At 65.1% G+C, this 22542-nt stretch carries 18 protein-coding genes; 10 read left to right on the top strand and 8 right to left on the bottom strand.

The annotated features are described in order from the left end of the window. The first annotated feature begins 2 nt into the window (after positions 1–2). The 3 genes from panB to HGR_RS11530 all read left to right on the top strand — a co-directional run bounded on the left by panB (position 3) and on the right by HGR_RS11530 (position 2820). Entirely contained in the window at positions 3–839 is an 837-nt protein-coding gene (gene panB / locus HGR_RS11540; RefSeq protein ID WP_006298430.1) for a 3-methyl-2-oxobutanoate hydroxymethyltransferase, read from the top strand. Between the two features lie 10 nt (positions 840–849). Further along, positions 850–1689, top strand: coding sequence for a pantoate--beta-alanine ligase (gene panC / locus HGR_RS11535; RefSeq protein WP_006298429.1), 840 nt, complete (start codon positions 850–852; stop codon positions 1687–1689). A 318-nt stretch (positions 1690–2007) separates the two neighbouring features. Continuing rightward, positions 2008–2820, top strand: a complete 813-nt coding sequence (locus HGR_RS11530; protein ID WP_006298428.1) for a crotonase/enoyl-CoA hydratase family protein — start codon at positions 2008–2010, stop codon at positions 2818–2820. Here the strand turns inward: HGR_RS11530 and HGR_RS11525 are convergent. Further along, the gene (locus tag HGR_RS11525; protein WP_006298427.1) at positions 2810–3199 is read right to left on the bottom strand and encodes an ester cyclase; all 390 of its coding nucleotides are present in this window, start codon (positions 3197–3199) and stop codon (positions 2810–2812) included. The two genes, HGR_RS11530 and HGR_RS11525, sit on opposite strands and share 11 nt — an antisense overlap. A 67-nt stretch (positions 3200–3266) precedes the next feature. Here HGR_RS11525 and soxR point away from each other — a divergent pair, with 67 nt between their 5' ends. The 4 genes from soxR (at position 3267) to HGR_RS11505 (ending at position 8033) form a co-directional block, all read left to right on the top strand. Continuing rightward, on the top strand, positions 3267–3728 hold the full coding sequence (soxR, locus tag HGR_RS11520) for a redox-sensitive transcriptional activator SoxR (protein ID WP_006298426.1): 462 nt from the start codon (positions 3267–3269) through the stop codon (positions 3726–3728). Between the two features lie 121 nt (positions 3729–3849). Then, complete coding sequence (locus tag HGR_RS11515; RefSeq protein ID WP_006298425.1) at positions 3850–5073, top strand: YbfB/YjiJ family MFS transporter; 1224 nt, start codon at positions 3850–3852, stop codon at positions 5071–5073. Between the two features lie 261 nt (positions 5074–5334). Beyond that, entirely contained in the window at positions 5335–7443 is a 2109-nt protein-coding gene (fusA, locus tag HGR_RS11510) for an elongation factor G (RefSeq protein WP_006298423.1), read from the top strand. A 122-nt stretch (positions 7444–7565) separates the two neighbouring features. After that, a complete protein-coding gene (locus HGR_RS11505) occupies positions 7566–8033 on the top strand; it encodes a hypothetical protein (protein ID WP_006298421.1) in 468 nt (155 codons plus the stop codon). Between the two features lie 105 nt (positions 8034–8138). Here the strand turns inward: HGR_RS11505 and acnA are convergent, their stop codons facing one another. From acnA to HGR_RS11485, 4 genes are all read right to left on the bottom strand, one after another. Continuing rightward, on the bottom strand, positions 8139–10883 hold the full coding sequence (acnA, locus tag HGR_RS11500; protein ID WP_006298420.1) for an aconitate hydratase AcnA: 2745 nt from the start codon (positions 10881–10883) through the stop codon (positions 8139–8141). A gap of 155 nt (positions 10884–11038) precedes the next feature. After that, on the bottom strand, positions 11039–12433 hold the full coding sequence (locus tag HGR_RS11495) for an efflux transporter outer membrane subunit (protein ID WP_006298419.1): 1395 nt from the start codon (positions 12431–12433) through the stop codon (positions 11039–11041). Next, positions 12433–15552 carry an efflux RND transporter permease subunit gene (locus HGR_RS11490; RefSeq protein WP_006298418.1) on the bottom strand — a complete coding sequence of 1040 codons (3120 nt, stop codon included), beginning with the start codon at positions 15550–15552 and terminating at the stop codon, positions 12433–12435. The genes HGR_RS11495 and HGR_RS11490 overlap by 1 nt, the downstream gene beginning before the upstream one ends. A 10-nt stretch (positions 15553–15562) precedes the next feature. Beyond that, positions 15563–16750 carry an efflux RND transporter periplasmic adaptor subunit gene (locus HGR_RS11485; RefSeq protein WP_006298417.1) on the bottom strand — a complete coding sequence of 396 codons (1188 nt, stop codon included), beginning with the start codon at positions 16748–16750 and terminating at the stop codon, positions 15563–15565. Positions 16751–16883: 133 nt separating this feature from the next. On the opposite strand from HGR_RS11485, the gene HGR_RS11480 reads away from it, so the two are divergent. Together HGR_RS11480 and HGR_RS11475 are read left to right on the top strand one after the other, a co-directional pair. After that, a complete protein-coding gene (locus HGR_RS11480; protein ID WP_039853352.1) occupies positions 16884–18311 on the top strand; it encodes an ATP-binding protein in 1428 nt (475 codons plus the stop codon). Continuing rightward, entirely contained in the window at positions 18308–19015 is a 708-nt protein-coding gene (locus tag HGR_RS11475; RefSeq protein WP_006298415.1) for a response regulator, read from the top strand. Before HGR_RS11480 ends, HGR_RS11475 begins: the two co-directional genes overlap by 4 nt. Positions 19016–19047: 32 nt before the next feature. On the opposite strand, the gene HGR_RS11470 is transcribed toward HGR_RS11475, so the two are convergent. From HGR_RS11470 to HGR_RS17080, 3 genes are all read right to left on the bottom strand, one after another. Further along, positions 19048–20502 carry a sensor domain-containing diguanylate cyclase gene (locus tag HGR_RS11470; RefSeq protein ID WP_039853351.1) on the bottom strand — a complete coding sequence of 485 codons (1455 nt, stop codon included), beginning with the start codon at positions 20500–20502 and terminating at the stop codon, positions 19048–19050. A gap of 108 nt (positions 20503–20610) precedes the next feature. Next, entirely contained in the window at positions 20611–20967 is a 357-nt protein-coding gene (locus tag HGR_RS11465) for a DUF1304 domain-containing protein (protein WP_006298413.1), read from the bottom strand. A gap of 122 nt (positions 20968–21089) precedes the next feature. Further along, positions 21090–21317, bottom strand: coding sequence for a cysteine-rich CWC family protein (locus tag HGR_RS17080; protein WP_081463524.1), 228 nt, complete (start codon positions 21315–21317; stop codon positions 21090–21092). Positions 21318–21442: 125 nt separating this feature from the next. Here HGR_RS17080 and HGR_RS11460 point away from each other — a divergent pair. Further along, positions 21443–22542 (top strand): cache domain-containing protein (locus HGR_RS11460; protein ID WP_006298412.1); only part of this gene is annotated, 1100 nt, incomplete at its 3' end.

Here is a 22542-nt window from a genome sequence, read left to right as displayed (position 1 = left end):
CCCTGCCGCCAGCGAGCGCGCCCGCAACGCGCAAGCCCGTCAGCCTGCCCCGCTTGCACGAGATGCACGCGCGTGGCGAGAAGATCACCATGCTCACGGCCTACGACGCCACCTTCGCCGCCACGGCGGACGCGGCGGGCGTGGAGTGCGTGCTGGTGGGTGACTCCCTGGGCATGGTGTGCCAGGGCCTGTCGAGCACCGTGGGCGTGAGCCTGGAGACCATGCGTTACCACGTCGAAAGCGTGACGCGCGGCATCCGCCGCGTGCAGGGCACGGCCTGGGTCATCGGCGACCTTCCATTTGGCTCCTACCATGAGTCCAAGGAGCAGGCCCTGCGCAGCGCCACCGTGCTCATGCAAGCCGGCGCGCACATGGTCAAGCTCGAAGGCGGCGGTTGGACGACGGAGACCACGCGTTTTCTGGTCGAACGCGGCATCCCGGTTTGCGCCCACCTTGGCCTCACGCCCCAGACGGTCCATGCCCTGGGGGGCTACCGCGTGCAAGGCCGTGGCGAGGCGGGCGAGACGCTCAAGCGCCACGCACTCGAACTGCAAGACGCGGGCGCGGCCCTGCTGGTGCTGGAGATGACGCCCGCTGCCTTGTCCGCCGAAATCACACAAGCCATGCCACGTTGCGCCACCATCGGCATCGGCGCCGGCATCGACTGCGCGGGCCAAGTGCTGGTGCTGCACGACATGCTGGGCATGAACCTGGGCAAGATGCCCAAGTTCGTCCACAACTTCATGGCCGACGCCGGCAGCGTGCGTGGCGCGATGGAAGCCTTCGTCAAGGCCGTGAAGGACGGTCGCTTCCCGGTCAACGAACAACACGCCTGGTGAAGACCTCCCGATGAAAGTCATCCACACGATTTCCGAACTGCGCGCGGAGTTGCGCCAACACGAGCGCCCCGCCTTCGTGCCCACCATGGGCAATCTGCACGACGGGCATCTGGCCTTGGTGGAGCAGGCCCGGCCGTTGGGCGACGTCACGGTGGCCAGCATCTTCGTCAACCGCCTGCAGTTTCTGCCGCACGAAGATTTCAACACCTACCCGCGGACCCTGGAGGCGGACTGCGCCAAGCTCGCCCCCGCGGGCTGCGACATCGTGTTCGCTCCGGACGAAAAAGAGCTCTACCCAGAGCCCCAGGGCTACAACGTGCAACCGCCGACCGCGCTGGCCGATATCCTGGAAGGCAAGTTCCGCCCTGGCTTCTTCACGGGCGTCTGCACCGTGGTGCACAAGCTCTTCAACATCGTGCAACCGCGCTACGCGGTGTTCGGCGCCAAGGACTACCAGCAGCAAATGGTGATCCGCCGCATGGTGAGCCAGATGGCCTTGCCCATCGAGATCATCACCGGCCCCACGCGCCGCGCCGCCGACGGACTGGCCCTGTCCTCGCGCAACGGTTACCTCAGCCCTGCCGAACGCGCCGAGGCCGTGCAGCTGTCGCGCACCCTGCAAGGCATGGCCAGCGCGCTGCAGCGCGGCGAACACAACACCGCCGCCATCGAACTGCACGCCCTGCAAACCCTGAGCGGTCGGGGTTGGCACCCGGACTACCTGACCGTGCGCCGCCGCGTCGACTTGCAGCCACCCCAAGGCCCCGAGGATTTCGGGCCAGACAAACTCGTCGTGCTCGGCGCCGCCAAACTCGGCAAAACCCGATTGATTGACAACCTGGAAGTCTGAAAGACTTCCAGGTTGCGTCGCAGGCTAACAATTGCCCGCAGGGCTTGTTATGCCGGAGACACAAACGAACCACGGTGAAGACTAACAACTGCCGCAGGCTTGTTAGTCGTAACCACAACCTGGAAGTCTGAAAGACTTCCAGGCTGCGTCGCAGGCTAACAATTGCCCGTAGGTCTTGTTATGCCGGAGACACACCCATGAGGAGTGAACCTCAAGGGCGCGTGTAGAGCAATAAAAACCGCGATGTGACGCAGCTCTGTGGTGCTCGCTGATGCACCCTGCATGTGTCCTGAAGCGGAAGACACACAAGGAGACACCATGCAGCTTGAAACCCTCGCCCTCTCGCTCGACGCCCACATCGCCACCGTGCGCCTGAACCGCCCCGACAAGGCCAACGCGATGAACGCCACGATGTGGCAGGACATCCGCCGCGCTTTCGAGTGGGTGGACCGCACGCCCGAGGCCCGCGTGGCGGTGCTCCAGGGCGAAGGCAAGCTGTTCTGCGCGGGCATTGACCTGCAGATGATGATGGAGATCGCGCCGCAGATCCACAACGACTGCGACGGCCGCTCGCGAGAGGCCCTGCGTCGCCTGATCCTGGACCTGCAGGACACGCTGACCAGCCTGGAGCGCTGCCGCAAGCCGGTGCTGGCCGCCATCCATGGCGGCTGCATCGGCGGTGGCATCGACCTGATCACCTGCGCCGACATGCGTTACTGCAGCGCGGACGCCTACTTCAGCATCAAGGAAATCGACATCGGCATGACCGCCGACGTGGGCACGCTGCAGCGCCTGCCCAAGCTGGTGGGCGAGGGCATCACCCGCGAACTGGCCTACACCGGCCGCAGGTTCGAGGCGGCGGAAGCCCGCCAGATGGACTTGGTCAACCGCGTGTTCGACAGCCGCGAAGCCCTGTACGCCGGCGTGCAGGAAATCGCAGCAACCATCGCCTCGAAGTCGCCGCTGTCCATCCGCGGCACCAAGGAGATGATCAGCTACGCCCGCGACCACAGCCTGGCCGACAGCCTGAACTACGTCGCCACCTGGAACGCCGCCATGCTGATGAGCCAGGACTTGAGCGAGGCGATGACGGCGAACATGGAAAAACGCGCACCGGTATTCAAGGAATGATCTGCTGCAGCAATCCCAGGCGATCCACCTGGATCCAGGCCCGCCAGATCTTGCCCTCCTTGAACTGATAGATCACATTGGCGGTCTGCGTCACCCGGCGGCCCGTGGCGGCGTGCCCCTGGAACGGCCCCGCATGTATCGCCTCGAAGCGCCAGCGCACGGCCACCCGGTCACCCTCTCCGAACAAATCCTCGATCTCGAAGCGCACATCCGGAAATCCGGCACGCAGCGCCTCCACACCTTGCGCAAACGCGGCCAAGCCCTTGTCGCCTGGGCTGGCCATGAAATCGGACGCACACAGGCGATCCAGCAATTCCAGACGACCTTGATTGAAGCCTTCTTTGTACAGTTGGCGGATGACAGCTTGATGGTCGGACATGCGTACTCCTTGCAATGAAAAGGCAGGCAGGTTAAAACCTCAAGCTAACTTCATGTCAAGGACGTTCATGCCCAGACTCGATCCGGCCGACATCGGCCGCCCTCTTTCCGTCGGTGAAGTGGCCCAGCGTTCGGGCGTCGCGGTATCGGCCTTGCACTTCTACGAGGCGCGGGGCCTGATCCACAGCGTGCGCAACGAGGGCAACCAACGTCGTTACGCGCGGGATGTGCTGCGCCGCGTGGCCGTCATCAAGGTGGCGCAACGCATCGGCATCTCCTTGGAAGACATCGGCGCGGCACTTGCCGCCCTGCCCGAGGGCCGCACGCCGAACGCGCGCGACTGGACGCGGCTGTCGAAAAACTGGCAGCAGGAACTGGACGCGCGCATCGCTCATCTGCAGGCGCTGCGCGACCAGCTGGACGACTGCATCGGCTGCGGCTGCCTGTCCCTGGGTGCCTGCAAGCTGCGCAATCCGCTGGACAGCCTGTCCGAGGAAGGGCCTGGGCCACGCAGAATCCTGTCAGAGTGACGATCACGTTCGCCCCTACACCTGCAACCGTTGCTGTGGCGGCACCAAGGCTTCGGCTGCACTACGATGGACCGTGGCGCTCCTGAGCAGCGCCGCATGACTCTCCATGAACCCTCGACCCATGCCATCCGCCCCAGCCCCGCTCGCTGATGAGCAGGCCTTCGTCGCGCGCCATCCCATCCTGACCGCCCTGGCGCTCTCGCTGGGCACGGCCATCGCCCTGGGCGTGGCGCGCTTCTCCTACGCGTTGCTGCTGACACCCATGCGCGATGACCTGGGCTGGTCCTACCTGGTCGCGGGCGGCATGAACACCGGCAATGCCCTGGGCTACCTCCTGGGCGCGCTGGCCACACCGCTGTTGATGCGCCGACTCACAGCGCACCGCGTGCTCATCCTCGGTGCCTTTGGCACGGCCTTGCTGACCTTCGTGCCTGGCTTTGTCACCGACACCACGGCACAACTCGCGCTGCGCGTGGTGACCGGCCTCACCAGCGCTTTCCTCTTCGTCGCGGGGGGGCTGCTGGTGAGCCGTCTAGCCGCCCTGCACGCGCAGCGTGCCGGATTGCTGCTGGGGCTCTACTACGGCGGCACGGGCCTTGGCATCGTGGCGGCTGCGCTGCTGCTGCCGCCTGTCATGCAGGCCGCCGCCCACGAGGGAGCGCCGCACCCCTGGCAATGGGCCTGGTGGTTGCTGGGTGCGCTGGCGCTGCTGGCCAGCGCAATCATGGCCCTGCCCACGCGGCACATTCCCGCGCCCGCGACGCAGACCGCGACCGGTGGTGGTTTCAGGGCAGGCCCGCTGAAATTCGGTCTGCTGGGTTACCTGATGTTTGGCCTGGGGTACATCGGCTACATGACCTTTGTCATCGCCATGCTCAAGGAAACCGGCATGACTTCGCAGGGCGTCACCGTGTTCTTCACCTTGCTGGGCGTGGCGACCTTCGCGTCCTCGCGCATTTGGGCGCGCCTGCTGGACCGGTTTCGTGGCGGCCAGTCCCTGGCCATTCTGAACGGGCTGCTCTGCGTGGCCACACTGCTACCGGCCTGGACAGCCCAGCCAGGGGTCGTGTTCGCCTCCGGAATCCTGTTCGGTGCCTGCTTCCTCTCGGCCGTGGCCTCGACCACGGCCATGGTGCGGCATAACCTGCCGCCCGCGCACTGGCCGGCCGGCATCAGCGCCTTCACGATTGTTTTCGCGGCGGGCCAGATCGTCGGCCCCACCATCGTTGGCTGGATCGCCGACGCCGCCGGTGGACTGCAGCGCGGCCTGCTGTTCTCGGCCGTGGCCCTGGGGGTCGGTGCCTTGCTGGCCGGGTGCCAGCGGGCGCTGCCCCCGCCCCGTTGAAACGCGCGCGCGGACCCAGACCCCCTCAAAGGCCCAGACGCCCCTGGATGACACGGTCCGGACCAGGGCCTTGAATTGCGCCCCTGCGCCGCCATCTCGTTTGCTCTACCATTGCCGCCCTTCACGGAGATTCCGATGTACCAAATCGCACGCACCCCTGTTTTGCTCGTCCCCTGAGCCGTGCGTGCGCGGCTCGCCCTTCCATCGGGCCGGCCGCTTTTCCTTGTTTTGCGGACCGGCTCTTGCCAGTGAGCCTTCATCATGTCCCGCAAAACCCCCATCCAAAACGTCCGCAACATCGGCATCAGCGCCCATATTGACGCGGGCAAGACCACGACCACCGAACGCATCCTCTTCTACACCGGCGTGAACCACAAGCTGGGTGAAGTGCACGACGGCGCCGCCACCATGGACTGGATGGCGCAGGAGCAGGAACGCGGCATCACCATCACCTCGGCCGCCACCACCGCCTTCTGGAAAGGCATGGCGGGCACCGGCACGGAACACCGCATCAACATCATCGACACACCCGGCCACGTGGACTTCACCATCGAGGTCGAACGCAGCATGCGCGTGCTCGACGGCGCCGTGATGGTTTACGACGCCGTGGGCGGCGTGCAGCCGCAGTCCGAGACCGTCTGGCGCCAGGCGAACAAATACAAGGTACCGCGCCTGGCCTTCGTCAACAAGATGGACCGCGTGGGCGCGGACTTCTTCCGCGTGCAACGGCAGATCACCGAACGCCTGAAGGGCAAGGCCGTGCCGATCCAGATTCCCGTGGGTGCCGAGGAGGGCTTCCAGGGCGTGGTCGACCTGGTCAAGATGAAAGCCATCGTCTGGGACGATGCGAGCCAGGGCGTGCGCTTCACGTATGCCGACATCCCGGCCGAGCTGGTCGAGACCGCCACCACCTGGCGCGAACAGATGCTCGAGGCCGCGGCCGAGGCCAGCGAAGCCCTGCTCGACAAATACCTCAACGGCCAAACGTTGACCGAGGAGGAAATCAAAGTCGCCCTGCGCCAGCGCACCATCGCTGGCGAGATCGTGCCCATGCTGGCCGGCAGCGCCTTCAAGAACAAGGGCGTGCAGGCCATGCTGGACGCGGTGGTCGACTACCTGCCCTCGCCGCTGGACATTCCCGCCATCGTCGGGCAGGACGAGCACGACCCCGAGAAAACCGTGGAACGCCACCCATCGGATGACGAGCCGTTTTCCGCGCTCGCCTTCAAGATCATGACCGACCCCTTCGTGGGCCAGTTGGTGTTCTTCCGTGTCTATTCGGGCATGGTCAAGTCGGGCGAGCAGGTCTACAACCCGGTCAAGGGCAAGCGTGAGCGCATCGGCCGCATCGTGCAGATGCACGCCAACAAGCGCCAGGAGATCGACGCTGTCTACGCGGGCGACATCGCGGCCGCCGTGGGTCTCAAGGACGTGACCACGGGCGACACCCTGAGTGACCCGACCCAGGTGGTGGTGCTGGAACGCATGGTGTTCCCCGAGCCCGTGATCTCTCAGGCGGTGGAGCCCAAGACCCAGGCCGACCAGGAGAAGATGGGCGTGGCGCTGTCGCGCCTCGCGCAAGAGGACCCGTCCTTCCGCGTTCGCACCGACGAAGAGTCTGGCCAGACCATCATCTCCGGCATGGGTGAACTGCACCTGGAGATCCTCGTGGACCGCATGCAGCGCGAGTTCGGCGTGGCCGCCAACGTGGGCAAGCCGCAGGTGGCCTACCGCGAGGCGATCCGCCAAGCCGTGGCCGACGTGGAGGGTAAGTTCGTCAAGCAGTCCGGCGGCAAAGGCCAGTACGGGCACGTGGTGCTCAAGCTGGAACCGCAGGCGCCGGGCCATGGCAACGAGTTCGTGGACGCCATCAAGGGCGGTGTGGTACCGCGCGAGTTCATCCCCGCGGTGAACAAGGGCGTGGTCGAAGCGCTCAAGTCCGGCGTCCTGGCGGGCTACCCGGTGGTGGACGTCAAGGTGACGCTGACCTTCGGTTCCTACCATGACGTGGACTCGAACGAGAACGCCTTCCGCATGGCGGGCAGCATGGCTTTGCGCGAAGGCCTGCGCCGCGCCACGCCCGTGCTGCTGGAGCCCATGATGGCCGTGGAGGTGGAAACCCCCGAGGATTTCACGGGCAATGTGATGGGTGACCTGTCCTCGCGCCGCGGCATGGTGCAGGGCATGGAAGACATTCCAGGCGGTGGCGGCAAGCTGGTGCGCGCCGAGGTGCCGCTGGCCGAGATGTTTGGCTACTCGACCACGCTGCGCTCGCTGACCCAGGGCCGTGCGATCTACAGCATGGAGTTCAAGCACTACGCCCAGGCGTCGCGCGAGGTGGCCGACAAGGTCATGGCCGAACGCGGCTAAGTCCTTGCCGTGCCCGCGTCACCCCCGGTGGCGCGGGCACGCTTTGACAGCCGGAAGTGCCTTCACCGTGCTGGCCCCTCTGCATAGAATGCCGCCGCCCATTCAATCAGCGGAGGAATCTCATGAACGTGACTGCACGCACCCTGGCCGTGGCGGCCGCTTCGGTTTTGCTGCTCGGCTGCGCCCACACAGGCAAACCGGAACAACAGGCCCAAGCGCCGCTCTACTCGTGCTACCGGCACATCTACAACAACAGCAGCTGCAACTGGAAGTTCCAAGTCGAACCCACGTATAAACAGCATGGCAACGTCTTTTTCGGCAGTGCCAACACGTCCAGCTGCACCCAAAAGAACGGCCCTTGCACCGTCGCACCCGGGACGACCATCGACCTTCACTACACCTACACGGACGGCGCGGCCGACGGACAGATGAACATCACCGACAGCACGGGCAAAACCAATACCTGGAACTATGGGAACAGCGTCGTCAATCAATGCGTCAGCTTCAACCACAAGGGCAACACCGGCTCCGTCGCGCTCAACGATCCTTCGGGCGGCGACATGAACGCCTGGGGTCCTTGCAACTGGTAGACATCAGCACGGACATCACAAATCCCGTCCTGCCCATCCGACACGACAAAGGCCCCGGTTCATCAACGGGGCCTTTGTATTTCAGGGTCTGCTCAAGCCAACGTATCAGGTCAGCAACTGGCGCAGCACGAAGGGCAGGATACCGCCGCTGCGGTAGTAGTCCACCTCGATGGGGGTGTCGATGCGCAGCGTCACAGTCACTTCCTGGCGGCGGCCATCGGCGCGGGTGATGACCAGCTTGGCGTCGCTCTGCGGCGTCAGTTCCGGCACGGGCAGCACGTCCACCGTTTCGTTGCCGGTCAGTCCCAGGGTCTGCCAGGAGTCACTGCCCTTGAACTGCAGCGGCAGCACGCCCATGCCCACCAGGTTGCTGCGGTGAATGCGCTCGAAGCTCTTCGCCACCACGGCCTTGATGCCCAGTAACTGCGTGCCCTTGGCGGCCCAGTCGCGGCTGGAACCGGTGCCGTACTCCTCACCGGCAAAGATCACCGTGGGCGTGCCGGCGGCCATGTACTGCATGGCGGCGTCGTAGATCGGCATCTTCACCGCCGGGCCCGTACCACCGCCCTGGTACAGCGTGAGCCCGCCTTCCTCGCGTGAACCATCCGCTGCCGCGGGTAGCATCAGGTTCTTGATGCGCACGTTGGCGAAGGTGCCGCGCATCATCACGTCGTGGTTGCCGCGGCGCGCGCCGTAGCTGTTGAAGTCGGCCTTCTGCACACCGTTGGCCTTGAGCCAGACGCCGGCGGGTGAGCTTTCCTTGATGGAGCCGGCCGGCGAGATGTGGTCGGTGGTGATGGAGTCACCAAACAGCGCCATGATCTTGGCGCCCTTCACCGACGCGGCCGTGCTGGCGCCCTGCGCCAGAGTGAATCCCTCGAAGAAGGGCGGCTCGGCGATGTAAGTGCTGGCGGGCCAGGTGTAGGTCTGACCCGAAACGCCCGCGACCTTTTCCCAGAGCTTGCCGGGCTCGCTGGCCACCTTGGCGTAGTTCTCGCGGAAGGCCTTGCCCTTCATCGCGTGCTTCATCAGCTTGTGGATCTCGTCGCTGCTCGGCCAGATGTCGCCCAGGTAGACCTCCTTGCCGCCTTTGCCCTGCCCCACCGGCTGCGTCATCAGGTCGCGCCGGACGTTGCCGGCGATGGCATAGGCCACGACCAGCGGCGGGCTGGCGAGGAAGTTGGCCTTCAGGTTGGGATGAATGCGGGCCTCGAAATTGCGGTTACCCGACAGCACGGCCGCGCACACCAGCTCGTTCTTCGTGATGACCTCGTTCAGCTCAGAGGTCAGGTCGCCCGCGTTGCCGATGCAGGTGGTGCAGCCGTAGCCGGCCAGCGCGAAGCCCAGTTTTTCCAGGTAAGGCAGCAAGCCGGCTTCCGTCAGGTACTCGGTGACGATGCGCGAACCGGGCGCCAGCGAGGTCTTCACATGCGGCTGGACCTTCAGACCGGCCTCCACCGCCTTCTTGGCCAGCAGGCCCGCAGCCAGCATCACGCTGGGGTTGGAGGTGTTGGTGCAACTGGTGATGGCGGCGATCAGCACGTCGCCATTGCCGACCGTCACGTCCTTGCCGCCGGTGCTGACCGGGTAGCGGGTGTCCAGTGTGTCGGCCGGCCGGTTGAAACCGTTGGCGGAGTTCGGCAGGCTGTAGAGCGAGGAGAACTGGCTGCTGACCTTGCCGATCTCGATGCGGTCCTGCGGGCGCTTGGGACCGGCCAAGCTGGGGGTGACGTCGCCCAAGTTCAGCTTGACCACCTGCGAGTAGTCAATCTGGCCGCTGGCGGGCACACCGAACAGGCCCTGGGCCTTGAAGTACGCCTCGAAGCGCTCGATCTCGGCGGCCGTGCGGCCGGTGCCGCTGAAGTAGTCCACCGTGCATTCGTCCACCGGGAAGAAACCCATGGTAGCGCCGTACTCGGGGGCCATGTTGGCGATGGTGGCGCGGTCCGGCACGGACAAGGTGCGCGTGCCTTCGCCAAAAAACTCGACGAACTTGCCCACCACTTTGTGCTTGCGCAGGATTTCGGTGACGGTGAGCACCATGTCGGTGGCCGTCACGCCCTCGCGCAGTTGGCCGGTCAGCTCGAAGCCCACCACGTCGGGCGTCAGGAAGTACACCGGCTGCCCCAGCATGGCGGCCTCGGCTTCGATGCCGCCCACGCCCCAGCCGACCACGCCGATGCCGTTGATCATGGTGGTGTGGCTGTCGGTGCCCACCAGCGAATCGGGGTAGCAGATGGGCGCGTCCTTCTTGCCCGCGCCCTTCATCTGGTGCACGCCGCGGGCCAGGTACTCAAGGTTCACCTGGTGCACGATGCCAAAGCCGGGCGGCACCACGCCGAAGGTGTCGAAGGCCTGCATGCCCCACTTCATGAACTCGTAGCGTTCGCGGTTGCGCTGGAACTCCAGCCGCATGTTCAGGTCCAGCGAATCCTTCTTGCCGTAGTGGTCGACCATGATGGAGTGGTCCACCACCAGGTCCACTGGCACCAGGGGCTCGATGCGGCGCGGGTCCTTGCCCAGGCGCTGGGCGACGCTGCGCATGGCGGCCAGGTCGGCCAGCAACGGCACGCCGGTGAAATCCTGCAGCACCACGCGCGACACCACGAAGGGGATTTCGTCGGTGCGTGGCGCGTTGGGCAGCCAGTGAGCCAGTTGCGCGACGTGCTCGGGCATCACTTTCTTGCCGTCGCAGTTGCGCAGCACCGACTCCAGCACGATGCGCAGCGACACCGGCAGGCGGGCGATGGCCGGGTACTGTTTGGCCAGCTCGGGCAGGGAGTAGAACTGCCCGGATTTGCCCGAGGCGGTCGTGAAGCTCTTGAGGGTGGAGGCGAAAGCGTGCGGCATGGCGGCGGCTCCTTGTTGGGGATGAACAGCGTCCATTTTGGCAGCGTCACGCAAGAATTGCGCGCCATGAGCCCATCACACCTGAGGCGAGCGGCCTATTGCCGCTCATTGGCCCATTGCGCCATTGCGCCCGGCTTGGCGGCTGCCCGCCGCCGTCAAGCCCCGCCCAGCACCTTGTACAGCGTCAGGCGATTCGCCTGTTCCGTCAGTCGCAGCGAGATCAGCGTCTTCTGCGCGGCGTAGAGGTTGAGCTGTGCGGTCAGCACGGTCTGGGCACTGGCGGCCCCCAGCTTGCGTTGGGTTTCAGTCAGGCGCAGCACCGTTTCATACGCTAGCACCTGTGCGCCTTGCGCCGCCAGGCGCTCGTCGATGCGCTGACGGATGGCCAGGGCATTGGCAGCTTCCTCGAACGCGGTCTGCAAGGTCTTTTGGTAATTGGTCAAGGCGATCTGCTGGTCCACGCGAGCGCTCTGCAGTTGCGCTTTCGCCGCGCCGCCGTCAAAGATGGGCAGGCTGATGCTGGGCGCGATGCTCCAGGTCCGCTGACCAGATTGAGAAAGCGTTTCCAGACTGGTGCTGGCTTGCCCAGCCGATGTCGTCAAGCTGATGCTGGGAAACAGGGCCGCGCGAGCCGCCGCCACGTTGGCCTCCTGCGCCTGTAGGCTGCGCTCGGCCGCGCGCACATCCGGACGGCGCAACAGCACGGCGGAAGACAAATCGCCGGGCACCGCGGGCAGCCGAGCCAGGTCGTCGGCTTCCTGCTCTCCAGGCAGCAGGGCCTCGTCAAGCTCGCCGCCCAGCAACACACGCAGCGCGTTGCGGTCCTGGTCAACCTGGGTACGAACGCTCGCCAAGTCGGCGCGCGCGGTCTGCACACTGGCCTGAGCCGCCGCGACGTCCAGCGTGGAAGCAGCGCCCAAGGCCTGCCTGCGTTCTGTCAATGACAAGGTCTCCTTCCAGTCGTCCAGCGTCTCCTGCGCGAGGCGCGCGAGCTGCCGGTCGGCCGAGAGGGTGAGCCAGGCCTGCAAGGTCTCGGAGATCAGTGTCGCCTGCACGCTGGCGCGGGTTTCCTCCTTGGACAGATAGCTGGCCAGCGCCGCCGACTTGAGATCGCCCAGACGACCCCAGAGGTCGATCTCCCAGGCGGCCACCCCCAGGGAGACACCGTACTGCGTGGTGGCCACGCCAGTGCCGAGGGCCGCGGAACTGCGCGCGCGGGTGACCGTGCCGCTGGTCGTCACCGTGGGCAGCAAGGCGGCGTCGGTGATGCGGTAGGCGGCGCGCGCCGCGTCGATGTTGAGCGCGGCCAGCCGCAGATCCAGATTGTTGACCAAGGCCCGCTCGACCAGCTGCACCAGGCGCGGATCGGTGACGATGCCGCGCCAAGCGAGCGCGGGTAAATCACCCTTGCTCGAGCCCTGCAATTGCGCGGGCACCGTGTCAGCGGGCAATTCGCTGCGCAAGGCGCCGGGCTGGTAGCTCGCGCAAGCGCTCAGCACGAGCGCGACGAGCAGCAAGGCGGGCACCCTGTAGGAACGATGGGAACGCATCACAGCACCTCCTGCGTGGCTTGCGAGCGGCTGAAGATCCGGCGCACCACGACGTAAAAAACGGGAATGAAGAAGACCCCCAACACGGTGGCGCTCAACATGCCGCCCACCACGCCCGTGCCGATGGCCTGGCGGCTGCCCGCACCCGCGCCACTTGCCAGAGCCAGGGGCAGCACGCCGAAGATGAAGGCCAACGAGGTCATGAGAATGGGGCGCAGACGCAGCTTGACCGCCTGCAAAACGGCGCGCATCACACCTTGCCCCTGATCCACCAGCTGCTGCGCGAACTCCACGATGAGGATGGCGTTCTTGGCGGATAGCCCGACCGTGGTCAGCAAACCGATCTGGAAGTACACGTCATTGTTCAGCCCCGCCAGCCAGGTGGCGCCCACCGCACCAATCAGCCCCAGGGGAACGACCAGCATCACCGAGAAAGGCACGGACCAGCTCTCGTACAGGGCCGCCAGGCAGAGGAACACGAACAGGATGGAGACGGCGTAGAGCGCCGGTGCCTGGGAACCCGAGAGCCGCTCCTGGTAGGACTGCCCCGCCCATTCGTAAGTTATGCCTTGCGGCAATTTCGCCACGATGTCCTCCACGGCCACCATGGCCGCACCGGAACTCACGCCTGGCGCGGGAGAACCGACGATCTCCATGGCGGAAAAGCCGTTGTAGCGCTCCAGCTTTTGGGGCCCGCTCGTCCACGTGATGGAGGTGAAGGCGCTCAGCGGAACCATGTCGCCGTTGCCGCCGCGCACTTGCCAACGGCCTATGTCCTGCGGTTGCATGCGAAACGGCGCGTCACCCTGCAAGTACACGCGCTTGACCCGAGACTGGTGGATGAAATCGTTGACGTAACTTCCACCGAGGGCCGCCGACAGCGTGGCGTTGACATCGGCCGTGCTCACGCCCAGGGCGTTGGCCTTGCGGTCATCGATGCTGACCGAGATCTCGGCAGCGTCGTCCAGGCCACTGGCGCGCAAGCCCATGAGGCGGACATCCTTGCGCGCCAGTTGCAAGAACTGATCGCGCGCGGCCACCAGCTGGTCGTGCCCCAGCCCCGCGGCGTCCTTGAGTTCCAAGGTGAAACCCGCGTTGCTGCCCAGGCCCCGGATGGCCGGCGGCAGCATCACGAAGACCCGCGCGTCGCGCACGGTGGCCAGCTCACGCGTGTAGCGCGCCGCCAGTTCGGCCGCGGATTGCCCCGGCTTCTCTCGCTCGGACCAGTCCTTGAGCATGAGAAAGAAATTGGCCGAGGCCTGGTCGCCATTCAGACCTCGGATCGAGAGGTAGCTCTTCACTTCGGGCTGTTGGCGCAAATAGTCCTGGACGTCCTTCAACACCGCGACCGTGCGCGCATCCGTCGCGCCACTGGGCAACTGCACCATGGCCATGAGCACGCCTTGATCTTCGTCGGGCAAAAAGGACGTCGGCAACCTGAGGAAGCCGATCACCAGCGCCACGGCCAGCACGCCATACACGATCATGACCCGCAAGCCACGGCTCAGGAGGTATTGCACCCAGCCCTGGTACTGCGTCGTGCGGCGCTCAAACTGGCGGTTGAAGGCGCCGAAAAAGCGCCGCATGAATCCAAAACGCCCACCTGCGAGGTCGATAGCGCCGTGGGGCCTGAGCAGCGTGGCGCAAAGCGCGGGCGTGAGTGTCAGCGCCACCAGAACGCTCAGCGCCATGGCGGAGACAATCGTGATGGAAAACTGGCGGTAGATCACGCCCGTGGAGCCGCTGAAAAAGGCCATCGGGATGAACACCGCCGACAACACGAGTGAAATGCCCACCAACGCGCCGGTGATCTCACCCATGCTCTTGCGCGTGGCTTCGCGCGGACTCAGGCCTTCCTCCCGCATCAGGCGTTCCACGTTCTCCACCACCACGATGGCATCGTCCACCAGCAACCCGATGGCCAAGACCAAACCGAACATGGTGAGGGTATTGATCGAATATCCCGCCGCGGCGAGCACCCCCACGGTTCCCAGCAGCACCACGGGGACCGCGATCGCCGGAATGAAGGTGGCGCGCAGACTCTGCATGAAGAGGCCCATGACCAGCACGACCAGCACCATGGCTTCGGCCAGCGTGATCAAGACCTCCTTGATGGAAATGCGCACGAAGGGCGTGGTGTCATAGGCGACCACGGCCTTGAGCCGCATCGGAAAACCTGGTTCCAGTTGCGCCAGCTTGGTCTTGACGGCTTCGGCCACGCCCAAGGCATTGGCCCCCGTGGCGAGCTTGATGCCCATGCCTGCCGACGGTTTGCCATTGAAGGTGGTGTTGACGGTGTAACTCTGGCTGCCCAACTCCACGCGCGCCACGTCCGAGAGCTTGACCACCGCGCCCTTGGCGTCGTACTTGAGGATGATCTCCTGGAACTGCTCGACCGTGCGCAGCTTGCTGCGCGCCGTGATGGTGGCGTTGAGCGCCTGGTCGGCCACGGCCGGAAGAGCGCCGAGCTGCCCCACCGCGACTTGGGTGTTCTGGCTTTCGATGGCGCCGCTGACGTCCGAAGGCATGAGCGCGTACTGGGCCAGCTTGTTCGGGTCCAGCCAGATGCGCATGGCGTAGGACGAGCCCATGCCCGTGACGTCCCCCACGCCGTCGATGCGGGCGAACTGGTCGCTGAGGGTCGAAGAAACGTAATCGGCGATGTCCGCCGAGGTCACCGAGACGTCCTCCGACACCAGGGTGATGACCATCAGGAAATCGGTACCGCTCTTGGTCACGGTGACGCCCATGGACTGCACGGCCTGGGGCAGGCGGCTGAGTGCCTGCTGCACCTTGTTCTGCACCTGCATCTGAGCGACGTCGGCATCCGTGCCGGCCACGAAATTCAACACCACCGTGGACGAACCAGCACTCGAACTGGCGGCCATGTTCTGCAAGCCATCGAGTCCCTTCATCTGCTGTTCGATGACCTGCGTCACCGAGTCTTCGATGGTCTGGGCGTTGGCGCCGGTGTAGCTGGCATTGACGCTGATGCGCACGGGCGCGATGTCGGGGTATTGCTCCAGCGACATGCGATTGATGGAGAAACCGCCCGCCAGCATGATGACGATGGCGATGACCCAGGCAAAGATGGGCCGGTCTATGAAAAAGCGTGCCATGAACAGCTCCTCAACGCGTCGCCACGCCGACGTCCGGCGTGGCATTCGTCGTGGCATCCGCCACCGCGGTGCTGGCGGGCACCGCGTGCACGATCTGCCCGACCATGACCTTGTTGCGGCCCTCGACGATCAGGCGATCACCCGCGACCAGACCACTGGTCACGCGCCATTGGCCATGGATGACCTGGTCCACCGTGACCTTGCGCTCGACGACCTTTCCATCGGTCTCGACCACCAGCGCCGTCGCCTCACCACGGCTGTTGCGCGCGATGCCCGCTTGGGGTGCCAACAGCGCCGTGGGGTCTTCCGCCTGGTCCAGCAAGGCCCGCACGAACATGCCAGGCAAGAGCAGCCCCTGTGGATTTGGCACCTCGGCGCGCAGGGTCACGGCGCCCGTGGCGGCATTCACCGTCACGCCCGCCACCTTGAGCTGGCCTTCGTGCTGATAGACGCTGCCGTCCTCCAACACGAGGCGAATGCGCAGCGTGCCCGTCTTGAGCTTGCCCGCGCTGAGCTGCTGACGCAGGCGGAGCAGCTCAGTGGAGCTTTGCGGAATGTCCACCATCATCGGATCGGTCTGCGACACCGTGGTCAAGGCCGTGGTCTGGTTCGCCGTGACCAGGGCCCCAGCCGTGACCGAGGAAGTGTCCACACGCCCCGTGATCGGCGAGGTGATGCGGGTACGGTCCAGGTCCAGACGCGCGGAGGCAAGCAGCGCCTGGGCCGACTGCAGCGCGGCATCGGCCTGTCGCAGGTTCGACTCAGCGGTTTCATGGTCCTGGGCGGTCCCGGCCCCCGCCTCGAGCAGCGCCTGCGTGCGCGTCGCGGTCTGGCGTGCCACCAGCAAGGCAGCTTCCGCCTTGACCACGGCGGCCTCGTTACTGCGCACCGTGGCCTCATAACTCGCGGGGTCGATCCGGTACAGCACCTGACCGGCCTGGACCTGGCCACCCTCCTGGAACAGACGCTGCTGGACCAGACCGGACACCTGGGGGCGGATCTCCGCCGTGCTCTGCGCCACGGTGCGGCCGGGCAATTCAGACTGCAGCGTCACGGCACGGGTTTCGAGGGTGACGACGCCCACCTCAGTGGCGCGCGGCGCCGCGACTTGGCTGACGGCGGGTTTGCAGGCCGCCAGGCTGGCGGCCAGAATCAAGCTGATGGCTGGGACGATGATGCGGAAAGACGTGCGGCTCATTTGGGTGACTCCTGACAAGGCATGCCGCCATGGTCGCGACCAAATGTGCAGGAAAATTGAAGCCCGTCTTCCGGCACGTGCCACCCCGATCGCAACTTGACGGATGCGGTCCCTCACGGCCCAATCCCGCCTCATGAAAATCCCGCGCTTGCGCCCTTTGGGCATTTCCGCCCGCCTGTTTTGCGCCATCCTGATCAGCGCCACGGTCTCCATCACCGTGAGTGGCGTCGTCACGCGGCTGGCGTTCGAACGGGGCTTTCTCGGATACCTCAACAACTTGGCGGAGGAGCGCCTGAGTTTCGTGCTGCCGCGCGCGGCGCAGGCATATGCCAGCCACGGGAACTGGGATTTCCTGCGTCAACAGCCCCGGCATTGGTTCGAACTGATTCGGCCCACGGCAGGGGAGGAGCTGCCGGCGGATTGGACGCCCGAGTCCGGCCTGTCCCCGCTGTCGGATCTCACCGGCGCCATGCTGCGCCTATCCCTGATTGACGTTCAAGGCCAATGGGTGGCCGGTTACCGCAATCTCACGGACCGCGGGCCGCGCCGCGCCATCATGGTCGCTGGTCAGACCGTGGGCTGGATCGTTCTAGAACCATTCCAGAGCGTGGCCGATGGCGGTGACCAGCGCTTTCAGGAGGGCCAGCGCATGGCTGGCTGGCTGGCCTTGGGCGTGGGCCTGATGCTGGCCGCACTCGTCGCCTGGACAGCGGCCCGGCAGTTGGTGCGCCCCATCAAGCAGGTCGCGCGAGCCACCCATGCGTTGGCTCAAGGCGATCACGCCGTGAAGGTTGAGATCGAGCGCCAGGACGAGGTGGGCCAGCTTGCGCGGGACTTCAACCACCTCGCGCTGACCTTGAGCCGCAATGCCGCCTCGAGGCGTGAATTCATCGCCGACATCTCTCACGAGCTGCGCACACCGCTGTCGGTGCTGCGCAGCGAATTGCAATTGCTTGCCGACGGCCTTCGTCCGTTGGATCAGTCTGCCATCCAATCCCTCCTGGACGAAACCGAGCACCTCAGCGCCCTGGTCAGCGACCTCGACCAGCTGGCCTTGTCCGATCTTGGCGCGATGCGCTACCACATGGTTCCCTTGGATCTGTCCGACGTGCTTGAGCGCGTGACAGAAAGCCATCGCAGCCGACTGGTGCAAGGCGGCCTCAGCTTCGCCATCGATGGCGTCGAGAGGCCCGCACCCCTCGAAGGGGATGAGGCTCGCCTGCGTCAGATGCTGGACAACCTGATCGAAAACGCACGCCGCTACACCGATGCACCCGGCCAAGTGCGGCTGCGACTCGCGAGCACGGGGCCCGACTGGCAGATCGTCGTTGAAGACAGTGCACCGGGTGTGCCTGCGCACGACATCCCCCGTCTTTTCGAGCGTTTTTTCCGCGTCGATCGTTCGCGCAACCGCGCCGCGGGTGGGTCAGGGTTGGGCTTGGCAATCTGCCGCAACATCGCGTTGGCCCACGGTGGTGACATCGCGGCATCGGCATCGCCCTTGGGGGGCTTGCGCATCAGCGTCACTCTTCCGCGCATGCGCGGAACGATCTCGTCATGAACGCCCCACCGCGGATTCTGATCGTCGAGGACGAACCCAAGTTGGCGCAGGTGCTCATGGTTTACCTGCGGGCCGAGGGTTTTGCCACGACCCATGTCGACAATGGCCTGGCCGTTGAAGCGGCGGTGCGGGCGCATGCGCCCGACGTCATCTTGCTTGACCTCATGCTGCCCGGGCTGGACGGCATCAGTGTTTGCCGCCAGCTTCGCGCTTTCTGCCATGCCCCCCTGATCATGCTGACAGCCCGCGTGGACGAACTGGACCGTCTCCTCGGACTGGAAGTCGGTGCCGATGACTACCTGTGCAAGCCCTACAACCCGCGTGAGGTGGTGGCCCGCGTCAAGGCGCAATTGCGCCGCGCGGCCTGGGGGCCGCCTGCTTCAGCGCAGCCAGGCACGCTGCAACTCGATGACGCCACCTTGCGCGCAAGCTATGCTGGCCAGGCACTGGATCTCACACCGGCGGAGTTCAGGCTGCTCAGCAGCCTCGCCGCGCAAGCGGGACGCATCTTGAGCCGCGCTCAGTTGCTCGATCATTTGCACGACGATGGCCGCGCCATCACCGATCGCGCCATCGATAGCCACGTGCGCAACTTGCGCCGCAAGCTGGACGCGGCAGCACCAGGCCGAGACCCAATCCGATCCGTCTATGGCGTGGGGTACGCATGGGAAGAGCCACCACCCGGCACGGACGAACGGCCCTGACCCCCTGAAATCCCACGCCGCGGCAAATAGGGCTACTGCCGCCGGTCCACGCCCGTTTCCGCGTAGTGGTCCTTTTTGTTGCGGAACATCTGTTGGTCGGCCCGGTGGATCGCCGATTCCACCTCGGCGGGCGCCTGGCAAGTCGCGTAGCCCATGGACAGGCTGAGCTTCTGGCCCGGGTAGAACTGATTGTTCAGCTCCATGATGTTCTCGATGCGGCTGATGAGGTGCTGCGCCGCGCGTTCGTCGGCGCCGGGGATCAAGGCCACGAATTCGTCTCCGCCGGTGCGCGCCACGCAGATGCCCGGCAGTTCCTCGCCGGCCTTGGTCAGCACCTCGCCCACGCGCCGCAGCAGCGCGTCACCGGCCGCGTGCCCTTGGCTGTCGTTCACTTGCTTCAAGCCGTTGAGGTCCATGGCCACGATGCTCATCGGCCAAACACCGCGCCGGGTCATGCGGTTGAGCTCTTCGTTGTAATAAGCACGGTTGCGCAGCCGGGTGAGGGAGTCGTGCGTGCCCAGATACTCCAGGTAGGCTTCGGCCTTGCGGCGGGCGGTGATGTCGACCAGCGAAATCAGCACCCGGTCCCACGCCGCTTCATGCCCCGGCATGACGGCGAACTGCATGTGGATATTGACCAGCTCCCCATCCAGGGCGTAATTGACCACTTCGCGCACTTGGTGGAGCTTGCCATGCCACAGGTCCAGCAACTGCTCGGAGAAGGAGACTTTCATCTCGCCGCGAAACACTTCGTCCTGTCGGCTGATCAGCTCTTCCTTGTCACGAGCGGCAAACATCGCCAAGGTGTGCTGGTTCACGTCGAGCACGCGAATCTTGGCCATGCAGCGGCCCACGAAATCGGGATGCACGTCGAGGAAGGTGCGGAAATCCTGAACGCCCGAGGCCCGCACGGCATCCATCAATTCCTTGACGCCAGAGAAATCCTCCACCCACAGCGAGACGGGGGACAACTCGAAAAGACTGCGCGCGTAACGCTCGCTCCAGCGCAAGCGCTGGAGATCGCGCGTCGGAGCGCTGATGTCCTGCAAGGAGACCATCACCCGGTCCCACGTGCGTTCATGCCCCGGCAGCACGCTCACATGAAGCAGGATGTCGAGCCGCTGGCCCGACATCGTGTAATTCACGCTCTGGTTGCTGAAATCCAGCACCCCGTCCCAAAGCATCTGAAACTCACGCGCCATGCCATGTTCGATGTCATTGCTGAACACACGGTCCAAGGCACCTATCAGTTGTTGCTCGGTCTCGGCGCCGAACAGCAACAAGGTCTGCTGGTTGACCTGGAGCACCCGCACGCTGCGGACGCATTCGTTCCATCGCGCAGGGTCGGCACGCAAATGGGCTTGCAAGTCCTGCACGCCCTCGGCGCGCCAGGTGTCGAACAGTTGCTTGAGCTGGCTGTAGTCCTCGAGCCAGAGTGAAATCGGGGCCGCTTGGAACAGACCTTGAAAGTCGGTGCTGGAAGGCATGGGCAAAGTAAGAGCCGAAACAATTTGATACATCTGCAGTGTACGACGCTTCCTTGCCTGCTTGGGCCACGCCATTCAGTTGGCGAGCCAGCAAACCCGACGCTGGGTTCAGGCCAGGGACAGCAGGATCAGGCCTATCGCCGCCGGCAAGCCCTGCACGAAGAGAATCTTGCGGCTGGCCGTGGCCGCGCCGTAGAGCCCGGCCACCAAGACGCAGGCCAGGAAAAAGACCTTCACGCCCGTTCCATCCGGGCCCAGCGTCAAACCCCAGAACAGCCCAGCCGCCAGGAAGCCGTTGTACAGGCCCTGGTTGGCCGCCAGCACCCGGGTCGCCTGCGCGAATTCAGGCGTCAAGTTGAACGCTTTGCGGCCAGCGGGCTTCTCCCAGAGGAACATCTCCAGCACGAGGATGTAGACATGCAGCAGTGCGACCAGCGCGACCACGAGATCGGCTATGAAGGACATGGAGTCTCCAAGAGTAAAAAGAAAGGCCCTGACTCTAGCGCAGAGGCCCTGTCTGGGACGCTCTGGCAGGGTCCTTTGGAAGGGCCTCGCAAAAACAAGCCGGGAAAACCTGGCGGTCAGGCTCAATCAGGCCCGGGCCGCCCGTCGCTCACACCCGCGCAACGCGGGCACAGACAAGCCAACCCTCGCCGCTCAGGAGGAATGCGGGCCAAGGCCTCGGGATGGACAGATGCCGTCCTGCACCAGCAATCGACCTGGAAGCTGCCGCTTGTCGCGGGCGCGCATTGGTTGTCCCCGCCGCAAAGGGGGCAGGTCAGATTCGGCAAAGGCGTGGTCACGGAAGCCCTCATGATTGAAGCCATCCTACCTGGCCGCCAACACCGTGGGCATGGCGGCGTGGGCGAGCCTGGACCGTGGATTCGGTAAGAAACTGTTGTATCGTGTCACAAATCTGTCATAAACCGCTGGAGTGCGCATGAAGCTACGGACCCGAATCATCTTGCTGTGCGGCGCGGCGCTGCTGGGCCTTCTCACGCTGTCGGCCATGGCGCTGACCACGCTCTACCAATCCATGATGCGGGAACGCACCAACCAGTTGTCCACCCTGGTGGTGCTGGCCCACGCAGCGGCCCAAAAAGCCTACGAGCTGGAAAAATCCGGTCAACTCTCGAAAGAGGACGCGCAAAAGGAAGCCAAGCGCGCCATCGGCGCATTTCACAAGAACGACCAGTACTTCTTCGTGCGCGGCTACACCGACGACGTGAACTACGTGCACCCCAACCCCAAGCGCGTGGGCATCGTGGACGCCAATGTGGGCCGGGCCGCGGGCGAGCGCTACCGCGCGGCCTTGCAGGGCAAGGAGATCGGCACCGTGGTGGCCAAGGGCACGCGCCCCGGGGTCAAGGACGAAGTCGAGAAGCTGTACGCCATCATCAAGTTCGAGCCTTGGGACTGGATCATTGGCTATGGGGACTACATTGATGACATCCAGAATGCCTTCTGGCGCAACACCATCATCCTGCTGTCGATCAGCGCGGTGCTGATGTTGGTGATCGTGGCGCTGGCCTGGGACATGCTGCGCACCTTGGTGCGCCAACTCGGCGGTGAACCGCAGTACGCGGCCGAGGTCGTCAAGCGGATCGCCGACGGCAATCTGGTGGTGAACGTGGCGACACGCCCCGGTGACCAGACCAGCATCCTGGCGGCCATCCAGCTCATGCGTGACAACCTCGCGCGCTTGGTGCGCCAGGTGCGCGAGAGCACCGACGCCATCACCACCGCTTCGGCGGAAATCGCCGCCGGCAATGGCGACCTGTCAGCCCGCACGGAGTCGCAAGCCAGCGCGCTGGAAGAGACGGCGGCCTCGATGGAGGAACTGACGTCCACCGTGCAGCAGAACGCCGAGAACGCGCGGCGCGCCAACGAATTGGCCGTGTCCGCCTCGGGCGTGGCGGCACGCGGGGGCGCGGTGGTCGAACAGGTGGTGAGCACCATGGCCTCCATCGACGTGTCCTCGCGCAAGATCGTGGACATCATCAGCGTGATCGACGGCATCGCCTTCCAGACCAACATCCT

The sequence above is a fragment of the Hylemonella gracilis ATCC 19624 genome, from assembly GCF_000211835.1.
GTDB lineage: Bacteria > Pseudomonadota > Gammaproteobacteria > Burkholderiales > Burkholderiaceae_C > Hylemonella > Hylemonella gracilis.
Note: the sequence above shows the minus strand (reverse complement) of the source record. Positions and strands in the feature narration are given on the sequence as shown.